General features: G+C 70.7%; 12 protein-coding genes and 1 pseudogene. 4 read left to right on the top strand and 9 right to left on the bottom strand.

Translation table 11 applies throughout. The features are described 5' to 3' along the window. Positions 1-34 precede the first annotated feature (34 nt). From PSH03_RS20355 to PSH03_RS20345, 3 genes are all read left to right on the top strand, one after another. Positions 35-655 (top strand): acyl-CoA-like ligand-binding transcription factor, encoded by a 621-nt coding sequence (locus tag PSH03_RS20355; protein ID WP_238690086.1) that lies wholly within the window; start codon positions 35-37, stop codon positions 653-655. A gap of 73 nt (positions 656-728) precedes the next feature. Next, positions 729-2,309, top strand: coding sequence for an MDR family MFS transporter (locus PSH03_RS20350; protein ID WP_238690085.1), 1,581 nt, complete (start codon positions 729-731; stop codon positions 2,307-2,309). 233 nt (positions 2,310-2,542) lie between these two features. Further along, positions 2,543-4,102 (top strand): OFA family MFS transporter, encoded by a 1,560-nt coding sequence (locus PSH03_RS20345; RefSeq protein ID WP_238690134.1) that lies wholly within the window; start codon positions 2,543-2,545, stop codon positions 4,100-4,102. A 92-nt stretch (positions 4,103-4,194) separates the two neighbouring features. Here the strand turns inward: PSH03_RS20345 and nrfD are convergent, their stop codons facing one another. The 5 genes and pseudogenes from nrfD to PSH03_RS20320 form a co-directional block, all read right to left on the bottom strand. Then, positions 4,195-5,160 (bottom strand): NrfD/PsrC family molybdoenzyme membrane anchor subunit, encoded by a 966-nt coding sequence (gene nrfD, locus PSH03_RS20340; RefSeq protein ID WP_238690084.1) that lies wholly within the window; start codon positions 5,158-5,160, stop codon positions 4,195-4,197. Then, complete coding sequence (locus PSH03_RS20335) at positions 5,157-6,200, bottom strand: 4Fe-4S dicluster domain-containing protein (protein WP_238690083.1); 1,044 nt, start codon at positions 6,198-6,200, stop codon at positions 5,157-5,159. Before PSH03_RS20335 ends, nrfD begins: the two co-directional genes overlap by 4 nt. 30 nt (positions 6,201-6,230) lie before the next feature. Then, positions 6,231-9,479 (bottom strand): annotated as a pseudogene (fdh, locus tag PSH03_RS20330) (formate dehydrogenase); the annotation flags it as partial. Between the two features lie 145 nt (positions 9,480-9,624). Continuing rightward, the gene (locus PSH03_RS20325; protein ID WP_238690082.1) at positions 9,625-9,831 is read right to left on the bottom strand and encodes a hypothetical protein; all 207 of its coding nucleotides are present in this window, start codon (positions 9,829-9,831) and stop codon (positions 9,625-9,627) included. A 20-nt stretch (positions 9,832-9,851) separates the two neighbouring features. Beyond that, positions 9,852-10,034 carry a PrsW family glutamic-type intramembrane protease gene (locus PSH03_RS20320; RefSeq protein WP_238690081.1) on the bottom strand — a complete coding sequence of 61 codons (183 nt, stop codon included), beginning with the start codon at positions 10,032-10,034 and terminating at the stop codon, positions 9,852-9,854. Positions 10,035-10,555: 521 nt separating this feature from the next. Between PSH03_RS20320 and PSH03_RS20315 the strand changes: the two genes are divergently transcribed. After that, a complete protein-coding gene (locus tag PSH03_RS20315; protein ID WP_238690080.1) occupies positions 10,556-11,272 on the top strand; it encodes a hypothetical protein in 717 nt (238 codons plus the stop codon). A gap of 9 nt (positions 11,273-11,281) precedes the next feature. Here the strand turns inward: PSH03_RS20315 and PSH03_RS20310 are convergent, their stop codons facing one another. From PSH03_RS20310 to PSH03_RS20295, 4 genes are all read right to left on the bottom strand, one after another. Then, on the bottom strand, positions 11,282-13,120 hold the full coding sequence (locus tag PSH03_RS20310; RefSeq protein WP_238690079.1) for a hypothetical protein: 1,839 nt from the start codon (positions 13,118-13,120) through the stop codon (positions 11,282-11,284). Positions 13,121-13,186: 66 nt separating this feature from the next. Beyond that, positions 13,187-13,951, bottom strand: coding sequence for an ABC transporter ATP-binding protein (locus tag PSH03_RS20305; protein WP_238690078.1), 765 nt, complete (start codon positions 13,949-13,951; stop codon positions 13,187-13,189). Between the two features lie 104 nt (positions 13,952-14,055). Next, positions 14,056-14,853, bottom strand: a complete 798-nt coding sequence (locus PSH03_RS20300) for an FkbM family methyltransferase (RefSeq protein ID WP_238690133.1) — start codon at positions 14,851-14,853, stop codon at positions 14,056-14,058. A gap of 39 nt (positions 14,854-14,892) precedes the next feature. Beyond that, a complete protein-coding gene (locus PSH03_RS20295) occupies positions 14,893-16,548 on the bottom strand; it encodes a sulfatase-like hydrolase/transferase (RefSeq protein ID WP_238690077.1) in 1,656 nt (551 codons plus the stop codon). Positions 16,549-16,789 lie beyond the last annotated feature (241 nt).

Genomic DNA, 16,789 nt, shown 5'->3' with positions numbered 1-16,789 from the left:
CAGGCTGTGCAAGTTCGCTCCTAATCTCGCCGGCGTGACCGACATCGACCACGCCGCGCCCGGACGTCGCGACCGCAAGAAGGCGCAGACGCGGGCCGCGCTGACCGCCGCCGCGTTGCGGCTGGTCGCCGAACGCGGCCTGGAGCACGTCACGGTGGAGGAGATCAGCGAGGCCGCTGACGTGTCCTCGCGGACCTTCTTCAACTACTTCACCTGCAAGGACGAGGCCCTCACCGACGATCCGGCACTCGACGGCAACCCGGTCGTGGCGCGACTGGCAGCCGCCCCGGCGCAGGTGTCGGCGTTGCAGGCAGTGCGGGCCGCCCTCGACGAGTCGGTCGACTCGATCCAGGCCGACCGGGAGTTGTGGCGGCTGCGACTGACTGTCATCGCCCAGAACCCCGCGCTGCTGCCCCGGCTGGTGGCCGGCAACAGCGCGACCGAACAGGCCATGGTCGCGGTTGTCGCCACCCGCCTCGGCGTCGGCCCCGACCACGGCCACCCCCCGCTGGTCGTCGCTGTCGCCGGTGCCGCCTTCCGCACCGCCCTGCTGCGCTGGGCCGCCGGCGACGACGCCCGGCCCCTGCACGACTTCGTCGACGAGGCGTTCGCCGCGATCGCCGCCGGCCTGCCCGATCCGCCGTCCCCCTCCTGACCCGCCAGTCCGCGCCCCGCCACATCAGCTCCAGGGCCAGCCACTGGGCCACAAACCCGACAAGGGAGCGTCAATGACCACCACCGTCCCGCCCGCCGACACCGCCGACGTCGGCACGCGCATGTCGCGTCGGGAGGTTCTGCAGGCCCTCTCCGGCCTGATGGTCGGCATGTTCGTGTCCATCCTCGCCTCCACTGTGGTGGCGAACGCGCTGCCGCGGATCATCGCGGATCTGAACGGCAGCCAGACCGTCTACACGTGGATCGTCACCAGCGAACTGCTCGCCATGACGGCGACGGTGCCGCTGTGGGGCAAGATGGCCGACCTTTACAGCAAGAAGCTGCTGATCCAGTTGTCGCTGGGACTGTTCGTGGTGGGTTCACTCATCGCGGGCTTCACGCCGAACGTCGAGGTTCTGCTGCTCAGCCGGGTCGTCCAGGGCATCGGCGCCGGCGGCATGACGGCGCTGGCCACGATCGTCATGGCGGCGATGATCCCGCCGCGTGAGCTGGGCCGCTACGCCGGCATCTTCGGCGCGGTCTTCGGTGTGGGCACCATCGCCGGCCCGCTGATCGGCGGCCTGCTCGTCGACACGTCGTGGCTGGGCTGGCGGTGGTGCTTCCTGATCGGCGTCCCGTTCAGCATCGTCTCCATCGCCCTGCTCCAGCGCACCCTGCACCTGCCGGTCGTCCGCCGCAAGGCGAAGATCGACTGGCTGGGCGCCCTGCTCATCACCTCGGGTGTCTCCACGCTGCTGATCTGGTCGTCCCTGGCCGGCAACAAGTTCGACTGGGCCTCCGGCTGGACGGCAGTGATGGTCATCGGTGGGCTGGTTCTGCTGGCGCTGGCCGTGGTCGTCGAGTCGCGGGCGGCGGAGCCGATCGTCCCGCTGAGCATCTTCCGCAACCGCACGGTGTCCCTGGCCACCATCGCCAGCGTGCTGGTCGGTGTCGCGATGTTCGGCGGCACCGTCTTCCTGTCCCAGTACTTCCAGATCTCGCTGGGCAAGTCGCCCACCGTCGCGGGCCTGATGAGCCTGCCGATGATCTTCGGTCTGCTCGTCTCGTCGACGGTGGCCGGTCAGCTCATCACGAAGTACGGCCGGTGGAAGGCGTACCTGGTGGCCGGCGCCGCGGTGATGACCGTCGGGATGCTGCTGCTGGGCACCATCGACGCCAACACCAGCGTCGTCGTGCTGTCGATCTACATGGCCGTGCTGGGCGTCGGCGTCGGCATGCTCATGCAGAACCTCGTGCTCGCCGCGCAGAACGACGTACCGGCCCACGAACTCGGTGCCACCACCTCCGTGCTGACGTTCTTCCGCAGCATGGGCGGCGCGATCGGAGTCAGCGCCCTCGGCGCGGTCCTGGCAAGTCGGGTGACCTCGCTGACGACCGACCGGCTCGGCCCGGCGGCGACCGCCGGCGGTGGCTCCGCCGAGGTGCCCGACCTGTCCACCCTGCCCGAGCCGGTGCTGCGCATCGTGCAGGACGTGTACGGCATCGCCACCGCGGACCTCTTCCTGGTCGGCGCGCCGATCGCGCTGCTCGCGCTGATCGTCGTGCTGTTCATCAAGGAGAAGCCGCTGCACACCCTCAGCGGGGACGAACGACGCGCCCGGGAGGAGGCGGCCGCAAAGACCGCGGTCCACTGAGCCGTACGCCAGCAGAGCGGGGGCGGGCCAACCGGCCCGCCCCCGGTTCCGCGTTTCTCGGTAATGACATGGCGTGAACCCGCAGCCACGTAACGTGAGATCGAGCCGGTCAACGGCTGACGCCAGACGTGCGCCGAGCCGCCACTGCAGCGGCGCCCCTCGGCCAACTGCCGGGTCGGACAGCTCGGCAACGTCGCGGGCCCACTCAGCCGCAGGAGGTGTGGACGATGCCCATGCTGTCGGTCTTCGATCCTCGGCACACCGTCGCTCCCCCGGGATACAGCCGCTGGCTCATCCCGACCGCGGCACTGGCCGTGCACGTCTGCATCGGCCAGGTCTACGCGACGAGCGTCTACAAGAACTCCCTCATCGCGCACTTCGACGTCAGCCAGACGGCAATCGGGGCGATCTTCAGTATCGCCATCGTCATGCTGGGCTCGTCGGCGGCGGTGGGTGGCCGTTGGGTCGAGCGGAACGGACCACGCCGGGCGATGTTCGTCTCGGCGTGCTTCTGGGCCGTCGGGTTCCTGGTCGGCGCGCTCGGCATCGCGACCCAACAACTCTGGCTGCTCTATCTCGGGTACGGCGTCATCGGCGGCATCGGGCTCGGCATCGGCTACATCTCGCCCGTCTCCACACTGATCAAGTGGTTCCCGGACCGCCCCGGCCTCGCCACCGGGCTGGCCATCATGGGGTTCGGCGGCGGCGCCCTGGTCGCCGGCCCGCTCGCGCGCCAACTGCTCTCCCTCTACGACTCCGGCTACAACCCCAACAACCCGGCGGCCGTGGCGTCGGGCAACGCCCTCGTGGCGCTCTTCGTCACGTTCGGCATCGGCTATTTCGTGATCATGATGTTCGGCCCGTTCAACGTCCGGGTGCCGGCGCCGGACTGGCGGCCCGCCGGGTTCGACCCCGCGAGCGTCGCCGCCCGACCTCTGGTGACGACGGCGAGCGTGTCGGCGTCGAACGCCGTGCGTACCCGGTCGTTCTGGTTGTTGTGGATCGTGCTGTTCTGCAACGTCACAGCGGGCATCGGCATCCTGGAGCAGGCAAGCCCGATGATCCAGGACTTCTTCCGGGACAACGGGACCGCCACCACGGTCTCGGTGACGGCGGCGGCCGGTTTCGTGGGAGTGCTGTCGCTGTTCAACATGGCTGGGCGGTTCGTCTGGTCGACGACGTCCGACCTCATCGGCCGCAAGCCCATCTACATGGTCTACCTCGGCGTCGGCATGGTGCTGTACCTGCTGCTCGCCGTGGCCGGTCACTCCGCGACAGCGGTCTTCGTGCTGATCGCCGCCGCGATCATCTCCTTCTACGGCGGTGGCTTCGCCACCATGCCCGCCTACCTGCGTGACCTGTTCGGCACCTTCCAGGTCGGGGCCATCCACGGCCGGATCCTCACCGCCTGGTCGGCAGCGGGTGTCGCCGGCCCGCTGATCGTCAACGGGATCCTCGACACGCAGGGCAAGCCCGGCACGCTCACCGCTGCGGCGTACCGGCCCGCGCTGTTCACAATGGTCGGCATCCTCGCCATCGGGTTCATCGCGAACCTGCTGGTGCGTTCCGTGCCCGAGCGGTTCCACGAACCGAACCGAGGACCGACCTCGCCCGTGGCGAAGGCAACCGTCACCGAGCCGGTCGCTCTCGGGCGGGACAGCCAGCCGCCCGCGCCGCCGCGCGTCGGTAGCCAGACCGGGCGGCTCTGGTTGTCGTGGCTGCTGATCGCGGTGCTCCTCGGGTACGGCATCGTCCAGACCGCGATCACCGCCGCGAAGCTGTTCACCGGCTGACCCGCGGCGGGCCCACCGCCGCCAGACCTCTTGCACCGCTTCGGAAGGCGCCCCCTTGACGGGGCCGGGCGCCTTCCGTTGCGGCGATCCGCTCAGAGCCGGGTCGCCGACCGCTTCTCGTCGAGCCGCTCCCGTTGTGGCACCACCGTGTACTTCGGATCGCGGGCCGACACCCGTCCCGCCTCGAAGACGCCGAACCGGGTGGCGACAGACGATGCCACGAGGGCGGCGCCGGAGATCGCCGCCAGGACTCGGCTGCGTCGGCTGACCAGCGCGGTGGCGGCACCCACGGCGAGCAGAGCGCGTCCCGCCTTGACCAGCCGGCCGCTGCGTCCGTGCGTGTAGGGCTCGCTGGTGAGGCCCTGCCGCTCCAGCTGGTGCCCTCCGCCGAACTCGATGGCCGCGGCGGCCAGGGCGAGTCGTCGCAGTGGGGCGGCCTCCGCGGCCGGTGCCGCGATCAGTCCGACCCCGGACGCGGCGGCGAGCGCGCTGCCGGCGAAGACGAACGGCAGCGACGGGTAGGCGTCGTGCCACGACGGCACTGCAGTGTCGGCGAGCAGCACCCCCGTGTACGTGGCCAGCGCCGGCGCGGTGGCCGCGGCGGCCAGGCCGGCGACGTTGCCGATGGGCGGTGCGATCCGACGGGCGAGGCCGAGCACACCGTGCTGCGGGAGCAGCGGCGCGAGCTCGGCGACCGCTGCCACACCGGCCAGCGGGCCGAACGCGGCGAGAATCCAGGTGCCGACCGACATCGGCGAGGTCACCTTGGCCACCCGGAGCATGTGATGGAACCGGGCCGGCCGGCCGAGGTCGTGCACCAGCAGGTACGTGCTGGCGGCGACACCGCCGAGGGCCGTCCAACGGCCCACCTGGCGCAGCCCTGTTCGTCCGGTCAGCTGGGCGCCCGCGCCGATCAGCGCACTTCCGGCGGCGAGGCCCCCGGTGAACAGGTAGCCGGCGATGTCGTACTTCCACACCGGCGGCTTCAGTACCGGTCGGCCGTAGTAGGAGGCGAAGTCGGCCGGCGGCACCGTGAGCTGTTCACCGCCGCGGGTCATGGCCGCCTGCCCAGGAACGCGACCGCCGTGGCGACCGCCATCGTCATCGCCGCCAGGCCGGCACGCTTCCACATGGCCGGCAGGTCGCGGGTGGTCACAATCGGGTCCGGTGGCAGGCCGTACACCTCCGGCTCGTCGAGCAGCAGGAAGAACGCACCATCACCACCGACGCCGTCGTTCGGGTCGTGCCCGTACAACCGCGCCTCCGGCACGCCCCGCTCATGCAGCTTCGCCACCCGCACGGCGGCCCGCTCCCGCAACTCGTCCAGTTCGCCGTACTGGATCGACTCCGTCGGACACGCCTGGGCACACGCCGGCGTCATCCCCACCCCGAGCCGGTCGTAGCACAGCGTGCACTTCCACGCCCGACCGTCGTCCTTGCGTTGATCGATGACGCCGTACGGGCAGGCGGAGATGCAGTAACCGCAGCCGTTGCAGATGTCCTCCTGCACCACCACTGTGCCGAACTCCGTCCGGAACAGGGAACCTGTCGGGCAGACATCCAGGCAGGCCGCGTGGGTGCAGTGCTTGCACACGTCCGACATCATCAACCAGCGGAAATCCGTCCGCCCCTCCGCGCCCGAGCCCCGCCCCGGCGGCTGCGCACCCGGCATCCCCAGAAACTCCGGCCCGCCCGACATGCGGGCTGCCGCGGCGGGCGAGCCGGTGGGCAGGCCTGGATCCGTTCCGGTGTCGGTGCTGGTACGCGCGCCGACCGCCGCCGTCACCGGGCTGATCGCCGGCCCGTCCGGGTCTCCCGCGAACGCCGGAGTCGCCCAGCCGGCCGAACGGGGCTGCTCCACGAACGCGACGTGTCGCCACGAGTTCGCGGTCAGCGCGCCCGTGTTGTCGTACGACATGCCCAGCAGGTCGAGCCCACTCTCGGGGACGCCGTTCCACTCCTTGCAGGCCACCTCGCACGCTTTGCAGCCGATGCAGACGCTGGTGTCAGTGAAGAACCCCATCCGCGGTGGCGGGTTCTCGTAGCCGGCGTCCGGCGCGGGGTCCAGCGGCCCGTACAGGGCGTTGGCGTGGGGCATCGGTCAGGCCTCCTGGTCGCTGCTGCTGTCGGCGACGTCGGTCGTGACCATCGGCGGGTAACGGTGGACGAGGTTCCCCGACCGCCGCCGGTAGTCGACGACGAGGTCCACCAGGTCCTGTCCTCTGGGGCGTCGTCCCGGTCGGACGTCGCACGTGCCGACCTTGCTCTCCTGGATCAGGACGTTGGGGTCGAGGGTGATGCCGAACAGGTCGTTGGCCGAATCGCCGGTCACCAGACCCTCGTAGCCGAAGTGGTACGGCAGCCAGACCTGGTGGATGATCCGGCCATCCACTCGCAGCGGCGTCACGCGGTCGGTCACCAGCACCTTCGCCTCGACTGCCGCCCGGCTGGTGACCAGGTGGGCCCAGCCCAGGTGACTCAACCCTCGCAGGGCCGCCAACTCCGGCGACACCTCGACGAACATCTCGGGCTGCAGCTCGGCCAGCGGTGATACCGTCCGGCTCATCCCACCGGCGGTGTGGTGCTCGGTGAGCCGGCTGACAGTGAACACGTACGGGAACACCTGGCTGTGCTCCTGCGGCGGGCTCGGGTTGAGCGTGTTGATCGGGTGGGTGTAGACCTTGCGGGTCGGGTTGGCCTGCTGTCGGTAGAGCGGGTTGCGCACCGGCGACTCGACCGGCTCGTAGTGGGTGGGCATCGGTCCGTCGAGCACGCCCGTGGGCGCGTACAGCCAGCCCTTGCCGTCGCCCTGGAGGATGAACGGGTCGTCGCCGGCGATGCCCGCCACACCCGAGGCGTCGTGCGCCGGTCGGTAGGACGGCGGTTTGGTCTTTTCGAAGTCCGGCACGTCGTAGCCGGTCCACTCGCTCTTGTCCGCGTCCCACCAGACGTAGCGTTTGCGCTCACTCCACGGGTTGCCGTCCGGGTCCGCGGAGGCACGGTTGTAGAGGATGCGCCGGTTCGCCGGCCACGCCCAACCCCACTCGGGCGCCACAAGGGACTGCTCCGAGCCGGGTTTGCGGCGGGCCGCCTGGTTGACGCCGTCGGCGTACACGCCGGTGTAGATCCAGCAACCGCCGACTGTGGAGCCGTCGTCCTTCATCTCGGTGAACGACGCCAGCGGCCGGCCGGTCGCCACGTCGTACCCGTTGATCTCGCGCAGCACCGCCTCGGCGCTCGGCTCGGCGGTCGGGCCGTGCGTGGGGTAGTCCCAGGCGAGGTCGAGCAGCGCACGGTCGCGCGGCTTCGTCGACGTCGCCAGCCGTTCCCGGATGACGCGACCGAGGTGGTAGAAGAACCAGAGTTCGGAACGGGCGTCGCCTGGCGGCTCGACGGCCTTCTCCCGCCACTGCAACAGCCGTTGGGTCTGGGTGAAGGTGCCCTCCTTCTCCACGTGGGAGGCGGCCGGCAGGAAGAACACCTCGGTGCGGCACCGCTCGGGCGCGATCTCGCCGGTCTCGATCTCCGGCGCGTTCTGCCAGAACGTGGCGCTTTCGATCATGAAGAGGTCCCGGACGACGAGCCAGTCGAGGTTGGCCATGCCGAGCCGCTGCGCCCGGCCGTGCGCCGAACCGACCGCCGGGTTCTGCCCGAGCAGGAAATAGCCCTTGATCTTGCCGTCGATCATGTCGAGCACCTGCTGGTAGGTGCCGTGGTCGCCGGTCATCCGCGGCAGGTACCCGTAGCAGTAGTCGTTGTCGGCGGTTGCCGCATCGCCCCAGTACGCCTTGAGCAGGTTGACGCCGTAGGTGCGGGCGTTGCCCCAGAAGCCCTTCTGCCCGGGGTGCGCGATGCTGTCCACCCACTCGTCCAGGGTCGGGTGATTGGCGTGGTGCGGCATCGGCAGGTAGCCCGGAAGCAGGTTGAACAGCGTCGGGATGTCGGTGGACCCCTGGATGCTGGCGTGCCCGCGCAGGGCCATCACCCCGCCACCCGGGCGGCCCACGTTGCCCAGCAGGAGCTGGATGATCGCGCCGGTGCGGATGTATTGCACGCCGACGCTGTGCTGCGTCCAGCCCACCGAGTAGACGAGCATGCCGGTCCGGTCCCGGCCGGAGTTCTCCGTCCACGCCCGGGCCAGTTCGAAGAACTTCTCCTGCGGGATGCCGCAGACCCGTTCCACCATCTCCGGGGTGTAGCGGGCGAAGTGCCGCTTGAGGATCTGGTAGACGCAGCGCGGGTGCTGCAACGTCTCGTCCCGTTCGGTCTCGCCGCCGACGGGCGCGCCGTGTGACTCGTTCTCCAGCCCGGCCGCCGTCTCCCGCTGTGTCTCGCTGTCGCGGGTCGTCTGGTTCTGTGAGTGGCCCTGGTAGCGCCAACTGGCCTGGTCGTAGGTGGCGTTGTCGTCGTTGAAGCCGGAGAAGAGGCCGTGCATGTCCTCGGTGTCGGCGTACTCCTCGGTCACGATGGTCGCGGCGTTGGTGTAGGCGACGACGTACTCCCGGAAGTCCAGCTCGTTGTCGAGGATGTAGCGCACCACCCCGCCGAGCAGCGCGATGTCGGTGCCCGCCCGGATCGGCAGGTACGAGTCAGCCAGCGCGCTGGTGCGGGTGAACCGCGGGTCGACGTGGAAGACCTTCGCGCCCCGACGTTTGGCCTCCATCACCCACTGGAAACCCACCGGGTGCGCCTCGGCCATGTTCGAACCCTGGATGACGATGACGTCGGAGTTCGACAGGTCCTGCTGGTACTGGGTGGCGCCGCCACGACCGAAGCTGGTCCCCAGACCGGGGACGGTGGCGGAGTGTCAAATACGGGCCTGGTTCTCGATCTGGAGCGCCCCCATCGCGGTGAACAACTTCTTGATGAGGTAGTTCTCCTCGTTGTCCAGCGTCGCCCCACCCAGACTGGAGATGCCCAGCGTCCGGTTGAGCGCTCGACCCTCGGCGTCGACGTCCTCCCAGGTCTCGTCCCGGGCGGCCAGGACCCGATCGGCGATCATGTTCAGCGCCGTGTCGAGGTCGAGGTCCTCCCACTCGGTGCCGTACGGCCGGCGGTAGCGGACCGTGGTCTGCCGCAGCGGGCTGGTGACCAGGCTCTTGCTCGCCGAACCCTTCGGGCAGAGCCGACCCCGCGAGATCGGGCTGTCCGGATCACCCTCGATCTGACTGACCCGCCCGTCCTTCACGAACACCCGCTGACCACAACCCACAGCGCAGTACGGGCAGACCGAACGGGCCACCGAGTCGGCGGTATCGGTGCGGGCGGTGAGCGCGCGGGACCCGTCGGACTTCGCCGCGGCGCCCCGGCCCAGCGGGTCCGTGCCGGTGAGCTGGCGATAGACCGGCCAGCCCTCGAACCAGCTGCGCACCCCCATCGCCGCACCTTCCCCACCAATCCCGCCAAATATGAACACTCTGACGTTAGATGAGGTGCTGGCCCGGTCGCAGCGAGATCACCAACAGTCATGCCTACCCCAGCTCTTCGCTGCGGGCCGGGAGAGGCATGGAGTACGACGCTGGTCAGTGCGGTTGCAGCTGGCCGATGTGCTGATCGCCGAAGGTCCGGTAGCGGCGCAGCTCCCAGAACAACCAGCCGATGCTGATGATCGCCAACACGACGAAGACCAGCGAACCGGAGAACGTGTCCCACAGGGTGTGCAGGACGACGACACCCAGGAACGTGCCGATGAACCCGAAGAGCCGAGCGACGCTCGGGCTCGCCAGCAACGCCCAGAGCGCACCGGCGGTCAGCCCGGTCCAGGCGGTGTGACCGGCGGCGCGATGCCGATGATCAGCCCGTCGGAGGGCACCCGGCGACGACGCTGGGCCACCACCGTGAACAGCAGCACCACCGGGACGATCAGCTTCGCCGACTCCTCGATCAACGCGACGAACAGCATCGGCAGAGTGCCGAGGCCGGCACCTGCCACCGCCCGGTCCGGGCCTGCGCGAACGTCAGGAACGTCAATGGCACCAACGTCGCCCCGAGCAGGATCAACGCCGGTATCAGCATCACAGAGATCACTGGTGGCAAAGCTGACACCGTGTCGCCGGACGAGGCGGACGGATCTTTCAGCTCCTCAGTCATGTCCACAGCATGCCGGACAGCATCCACTCCCATGGCTACGACCCAACGAGTACCGCCACGGCTTCTCGTCGTGCGTAGGCTCGCGGCTGTGCGCCCGTTGCTGATCGCCGAGACAGTGGTGACGCCGCCGACCTTCGTCGAGTGGCTGACCGGCACGGGGCTACTGGCGTGGAGCCATCGTTCGCTGCGCGTGTCGCACTCGGACCTGACGGTCGCGCTGGCGTGGCGTCCTCCGACGCTGACCCGATCCTGGCCGTCGGTGTGGCTCCGGACCGGTCGCGGTTCGCGCTCGTGGGACCTCGACAGGTGCAGGTTCGCAGCGCCGACGGCCGCGTCCGGTGGACAGTCGAGCACGGCAGGGTCTTGTCGACAGGTTGGCCACGGCCGAGCTGTCACCTGGCCGGGGACGACCTTCTCTGGCTGTTTCTGCCCGACGGTGCCGGCGACCAACTCGTCGTGTTGGACACGTCCGGAGGCGGCACCGAGGTGGGCCGGCGCCCCCTTCAGACAGCTGAAGGCTCCGCCACCTTCGTCCTGGACGCCAATCGACAGCACGTCGGGCTGCACATCGCGGTGGGACCGGAAACCTGCCTCAGTTATCGCTGGACGACGGGCGATCGGCGGCTGGTCGCCGGGCAGATCCTGAACGGCTGCCTGGCCGACACGAACGCCAGCGGGAGCTTCTATCTCTCCATGCCGCACGGCAGCGGCTGGATCGCGATACGCGATGGTGCCGACGACAGTGTTCGGATAGAGCGCCGCTACGACGACATCCCGGAGTTCGGCGACTCCGACGACTACCGGATGTACGAGACCGGGGCCGTCGTATCCGACGACTGGGTGATGGTCGGCGTCGCGACCGACCAGGGTGACGCCGAGCAGCATCTCCTGCTTTCCACCCGTACGCTGCGCCCGCAGACCGTGATGGACTACGGCATCGACATGCCCCAGAACTCGATCCTGTCCGCCGGTGGACACGGACGGTGGATGACGCATGACGCCCGCCTCGGGGTGGTCCGCCTCTGGCAACTGCGGGAGCCACACACGGACGAGGTCGAGGGCCAGCTCGGGCTGTGGTAGAGCTGTGGCTCAGGAGCCGCCGGGTTGCGGTCGGCGATCCCACAGCACCAGGCCGGTGAGCAGCATCGCGACGCCCAGGCCGACCATCGCCAACCCCATGGCCGTGTGCGCGCTCCCGCTCAGGTGACCGGCCACGATCCACCCGCTGTCGATTCCGAACGCCAACGGCATCAACCCCTGCGGGATCACCGGGATCCACCCGACCGTCAGCAACCCCAGCGCCCAGGCGGTCGACGTGTTCTCCCGACACCACTGCAGGTCCCAGGTCAGCGGGAGCACCGTCTCCGGAGGCCGGCTCCGCTGACCTGCCGCGGCGAGCACCGTCGTGCCGCGCCGGGCGAGCCGCTCGTCGGCCAACCACACGCCACCCCACCAGGCTGCGGCGCCTCCGAGCAGCCCGACCAGCGGCAACAGCGGCGCCACCTCCGACGGGCCCCAGATCACCAGGGCGAGCACCGGCGCGGTGGCGAGCAGCCCAGCCGCGGTGGCGACCAGCACACTGACGATGTCGGTCGGGTTGTCGGCCGCGGTCGGATGCCGCGGGTCGGCCACCGGGCGTACGCGCAGCAGCGACACCCACACCGGCACCGACGCGCCCGCGCCGAGCAGAGCCGGCAGGGTGGAGAGCGCGGCCAGCGGGTCGACGTCGGGCGCGAGGATGACACCGGCGACGGCGAGCAGCACCCCGATCGGGGTGACCAGCACCAGCCAGGCCAGGGCCCGGCCCCGGACCTCGGCCCGTTCGCCGCCGGGCGTGGTGAGCGGCAGCCACAACGCGGTGCCGTCCAGCCCGACCAGCCCGGCCGACATCGCCGCCACGCCGAGCACAGCGAGCGGCCCGGCCCACGGCAGCAGCAGGTCCACGTCGGACAGCAGCGGCAGCCCGGCGAGCAGCGCCCCGTACACCACGGCGAACGCCAGATACTGCAACCGCAACGGATGCCGCGTCCAGGCCCGCAGCTCACGGCCGACGACCGCCCGCGTCGCGGCCGGCACCCACGCCCGCCAGCCGCGCTGCGCCTGCCCATCTTCGGCCGGTGACGCCGCCGTGGTCCCGCGCCGCGCGGCCAGTTCGTCGCCGCCGCGCCGCACGAGCGGGAGCGCTGTGGTCCGGCGCGGCCGGAACGGCACGCCCGTGGCGATCACCCTTCGGACGAGCATGATGTACGCGGCGGCGCAGAGCGCCACGATGCCCACCAGGGTCGCCGTCAGGCGCGCCCCCTGCCCGGTCGGCCCGGTCACGGCGGAGAGCGGCCAGGCGCTCGGCACGTACGCCATGGCCCGGACCACCTCCTCCGGTGCTGCCACGAGCAGGACCGACACCCACGGGAAGACCGCCCAGAGCGACCCGGCGACACCCATCGCCGTACCGGTGAAGACGCCGGTGAGCAGCGCCCCGGCCGGACCGCCGGCGTGGCCGACGACCTCCAGCGCGATCGCCGAGCCGATCAGCCCGAGCAGCCAGAGCAGCACCGCGCCGCCGGCGGTGACGAGGACCGCGACGGCGCCGTACCGGGCGGCGTGCACCGGCAGCGCGGCGAGTGCCACCAGCGAGACGGCCGGGCCGATGCCGATCGCCGACGCGGCGAGCAGACCGACTGCGGCCGGGATCCCGCCGATCGGCTCCAGCCGCAGGTGGGCCGGGCGGACCCGGCCGCGCCCGCCACCGAGCAGCAGCGGCAACACGATCCAGCCGAGGACCCACGCCCCGGCGAGCAGGCCGAGGGTGTGCTGGTCGCCGCGGAGCGCGTACCGGATCAACCAGGCGGCGGCGAGCAGACCGACCAGGCCGGCCACTGTGGGCCCGGGGTGCTCGCGCAGCGAGCGACGCAGCATCGTGGCGCGCATCCGGGCCGGCACCGCGATCGCGCCTTGGGTGCCGCCCAGCCGGGCCGGGGGCGCTCAGTTCCGTGCTCATCGTGCCCCGGTCAGCCAGGCCAGACCGGCGCTGCCGGAGGCTTCGGCGCCGACCAACTCGACGAACCGGTCCTCCAGGCTGCGGCCGGCGGCGACCTCGGCGACCGACCCGGCGGCGACCACCCGGCCCTGATGGATCACGGTGACCTCGTCGCACATCTGCTCGACGAGCAGCATCGAGTGGGTGGACAGCACGCAGGTGCCGCCGCCGGCCACGAACCGGCGCAGCACCTGGCGGATGGTGGCCGCGGAGACCGGGTCGACCGCCTCGAACGGTTCGTCGAGCACGAGCAGCCGGGGCGCGTGCAGCAGCGCCTGGGCGAGGCCGAGCTTCTTGCGGGTGCCGGTGGAGCAGTCGGCCAGCGGGGTGCCGGCGCCCTTGGTCAGGCCGAGCACGTCGATCAGTTCGGCGGCACGGTCGGTGGCAGTGGCGCGGGGCAGCCCGCGCAGGCCGGCGCTGTAGCGCAGCAGTTCGGCACCGGTGAGGCGTTCGGGGAAGTCGAGGCCGTCGGGCAGCACGCCGGTCAGCGCGCGGGTCTGGCGGCGGTCGCGCAGCGCGTCGTGGCCGAGGATCCGGATCTGCCCGGAGTCCGGGGTGACCAGGCCGACGGCCATCCCGATGGTGGTGGACTTGCCGGCGCCGTTGGGCCCGACAATGCCGTGGAAGGTGCCGGGGTGGACGGTCAGATCGATGCCGTCCACCGCGCGATGCGCCGCGAAGGTCTTGACCAGGCCACGGATTTCGAGTGCCGGGGGGATCACGCGCCGAGCATAGGTGACCTTGTCAGGCGGCGCGGCCCGTCGCTCGACGGTCATCTGATCGTCGGGCCCGGCCCCGTTCACCGCGGCGGTGACCAGTGCTCAGGTCAGCCGTCGGTGGTGGCCGCCAGGGTTCCGGACACGCAGTACACGTCGCCGGAGTTCGCCGCGTGCGGCAGGTCGTGCAGGTGCGTCGCCAGGTCGGTCGCGGACATCCACCGTCGGAACGTCATCGACTTGTCGTCGCCCACCGCGACGTCGAAGCCGTCGAAGCCCAGCGCGGTCAGGCGATCGAGACACCGGTCGGCGACCGCACGGGCGATGGTGGTGAACTCGAACGACAACGCGGGCAGTGGGCGGCTCAGGCCGGCCAGCACCTCGTCCTCGAAACCCTCAACGTCGATTTTGGTGAAGGTCGGCACGCCGTACGTCTCGATCAGCGCGTCGACGGTGACCACCGGGACCTCGATGTCGGTGTCCCACACCTGGCCCTCCCACCCGCCCGCGCCCCTCGCCGCGCGGACGAAGTCCGGTGAGGCGGTCGAGACGGTGGGGTTGGCGGAGTTGACGTGCAACCGGGTGCGCCCAGGGAGCGCGCCACACGCCGCGTCGACAAGGGTCACCTGGTCGTCGTCGCCGTAGATCGCCCGCAGGACGCGCAGACACAGCGGCTGCGGTTCCACAGCGACGACCCGGGCACCGAGGCGACGGAAGCTGGCGATGTGGTCGCCCACGTGGGAGCCGATGTCGAAGACGAGGTCCCCGCAGCCGACGAAGCGGGAGTAGAAGGCGTCCATCCTCGCGTCCCGCTCGGGATCGCCGTAGTAGACGTCCAGCGACCGGTGCAGCAGGGACAGGGCCGGGTCGGTCCGGAGCGCGGCGATCCTGGTGTCGGTGGTAGCCATCATCTGTCTGGGGTCCAGTCCGTGAGAGAGGTGGCCGGGTTACGGTCCGAAGGCGGTCAGGAACCGGTCCCGGAAGGCGTCCATTCGCCAGACCGGCGCTTGCGGTCCGGGCTTCAGCCCGTCCTGCCAGCCCCACCCGGAGATCCGGTCCAACACGGCCCGGTCACGGGTGATGATCGAGATCGGCACGTCGTGGCTGGCGTTCTCGCCGGTGACGACGGCGGCGGGTTGGTGGTCACCGAGGACGATGAACACGAGGTCGTCGTCTCCGTAGGTCCGCACGTAGGAGATGAGCGCGCCGAGGGTGTACTCGATGGACTTTCGGTAGTCCGCCCGGATCTGGCCGGTGTTGCGGCGCTTGTCGTCCGACCTGCCCGCGCCGGCCGCACGGTAGACCGCGCCGTCGCCGACGTCGGCCCAGTCGAGCAGCGGCGGCACGGGCGTCCAGGGCGCGTGACTCGACACCAGCGCCAGCTCGGTCATCACGTTGCCGTCGCGCTTCGCCTGCTCCAGGCGCTGCCAGCTGGCCAGTGTGTACTGGTCGGGCGGGGTGCCGAAGCTGAACTTCGGGCCACGGTACGCGAGCGCCTTGGCGTCGTAGAACCGGTCGTAGCCGAAGAAGGAACCCTCCGGCCACGGCCTGGTGACGGCGGGCATCACGCCGACGGTCTGCCAGTTCGCCCGCCGGAAGGCGCCGTTGAGGGTCATCCGGTCACTGGCCAGCAGGGTGCGGTGCCGCTGGTCGTTGTCGATCCAGAGGCCGGAGAGCAGCGTGTCGTGCGCGAGCCAACTGCCGCCGCCGAAGGTCGGCGAGGTGAGGAAGCCGCTCTGCGCGGCGAAACCCGCCGCGCTCAGCTCGCTGGCGCCGCGGTCGAGGACCGCACCGACCTGCGGCGCGAACTCCGGGTCCTCGACGGCGTCCCGGCCGTAGCTCTCCACGAAGGCGACCACCACGTTCTTGCCGCGCAGCGCGGTCAGTAGCTGGTCACCCGGGGTGTCGCCGAACCTGTCGTCCTCGATCAGCGCGCCGAACGTCTCGCGGTCGTCGAGGCGCAGACGCACCTGGAAGCCGTGCCCGTTGGCCAGGGTGGTCGCGGACGTGTCGGCGACCGGCACGCCCTCGACCACCCGCACGTTGAACGCGGCGCACGCCACCCAGACGACCACCAGCGCGGCCACGATCCGGGTGGTCCCGGTGCGGTGCCGGACCACCAGCCGCCGCAGTCGCCGCATCGACAGCGTGACCAGTGTGGGCAGACCCACGGCCACCACCGCCAGGGTGATGGCGACGCCGGTGGCGGCGGGTCGACCGTACGACTCGCTGAGGAAGGCGAACCCCTCGTCGAGGAGCGCCCAGTCGAGCACCGGGTCGAACGCCCGGCTCAGCGAGGCGGTGAACCCCAGGTCGAGCAGCTTCAACACTCCGAGCAGGCCGAGGGCCACGCCGGCCAGCGTCGCGACCAGTCGGCTGCCACGAGACGGCAGGGCGAGCAGGAGGGCCACGACAAGCAGCGCCTCCAGGGGGATCCGCGCGAACGCCGCCGGGCTGAGCCGGCCGAAGTCGTACGGCACGGTGAGGACGAGCAGCACGAGCAGCGCGGCCAGCACAGTCGACAGCCGGGCGGCGATGGAGCGTTTCGGCCGATCCTCGACGTCGGTGCCGTCGGCGGTGCCGTCCGAGACCTCGTCCCTCATCGCCCTCCGTCCCTGGTTCGGCAGCTGACGTACGCGCGTCAAGAGCGACAACCCGGGCATCCTTCCATGATCTTTGTTGGGCGCGGCATCCGGGCGGATCAGACGCGGGCGATCCCTCGTCGGGCCACGGCGACCGTGGGACGGTCCGACCACGGCAGCCCGTCCGTCCGGCCCGAGCCCAGCGCCGCGGCGGCGCTCGGGGCACTGTGGCTGACCGGGCTGCTCGCGTGGACCATCGCGA

The sequence above is a fragment of the Micromonospora salmantinae genome (genome assembly GCF_022230905.1).
GTDB lineage: Bacteria > Actinomycetota > Actinomycetes > Mycobacteriales > Micromonosporaceae > Micromonospora > Micromonospora salmantinae.
The sequence above is the reverse complement of the archived record's forward strand: the minus strand, read 5'-3'. Positions and strand labels throughout refer to the sequence as shown.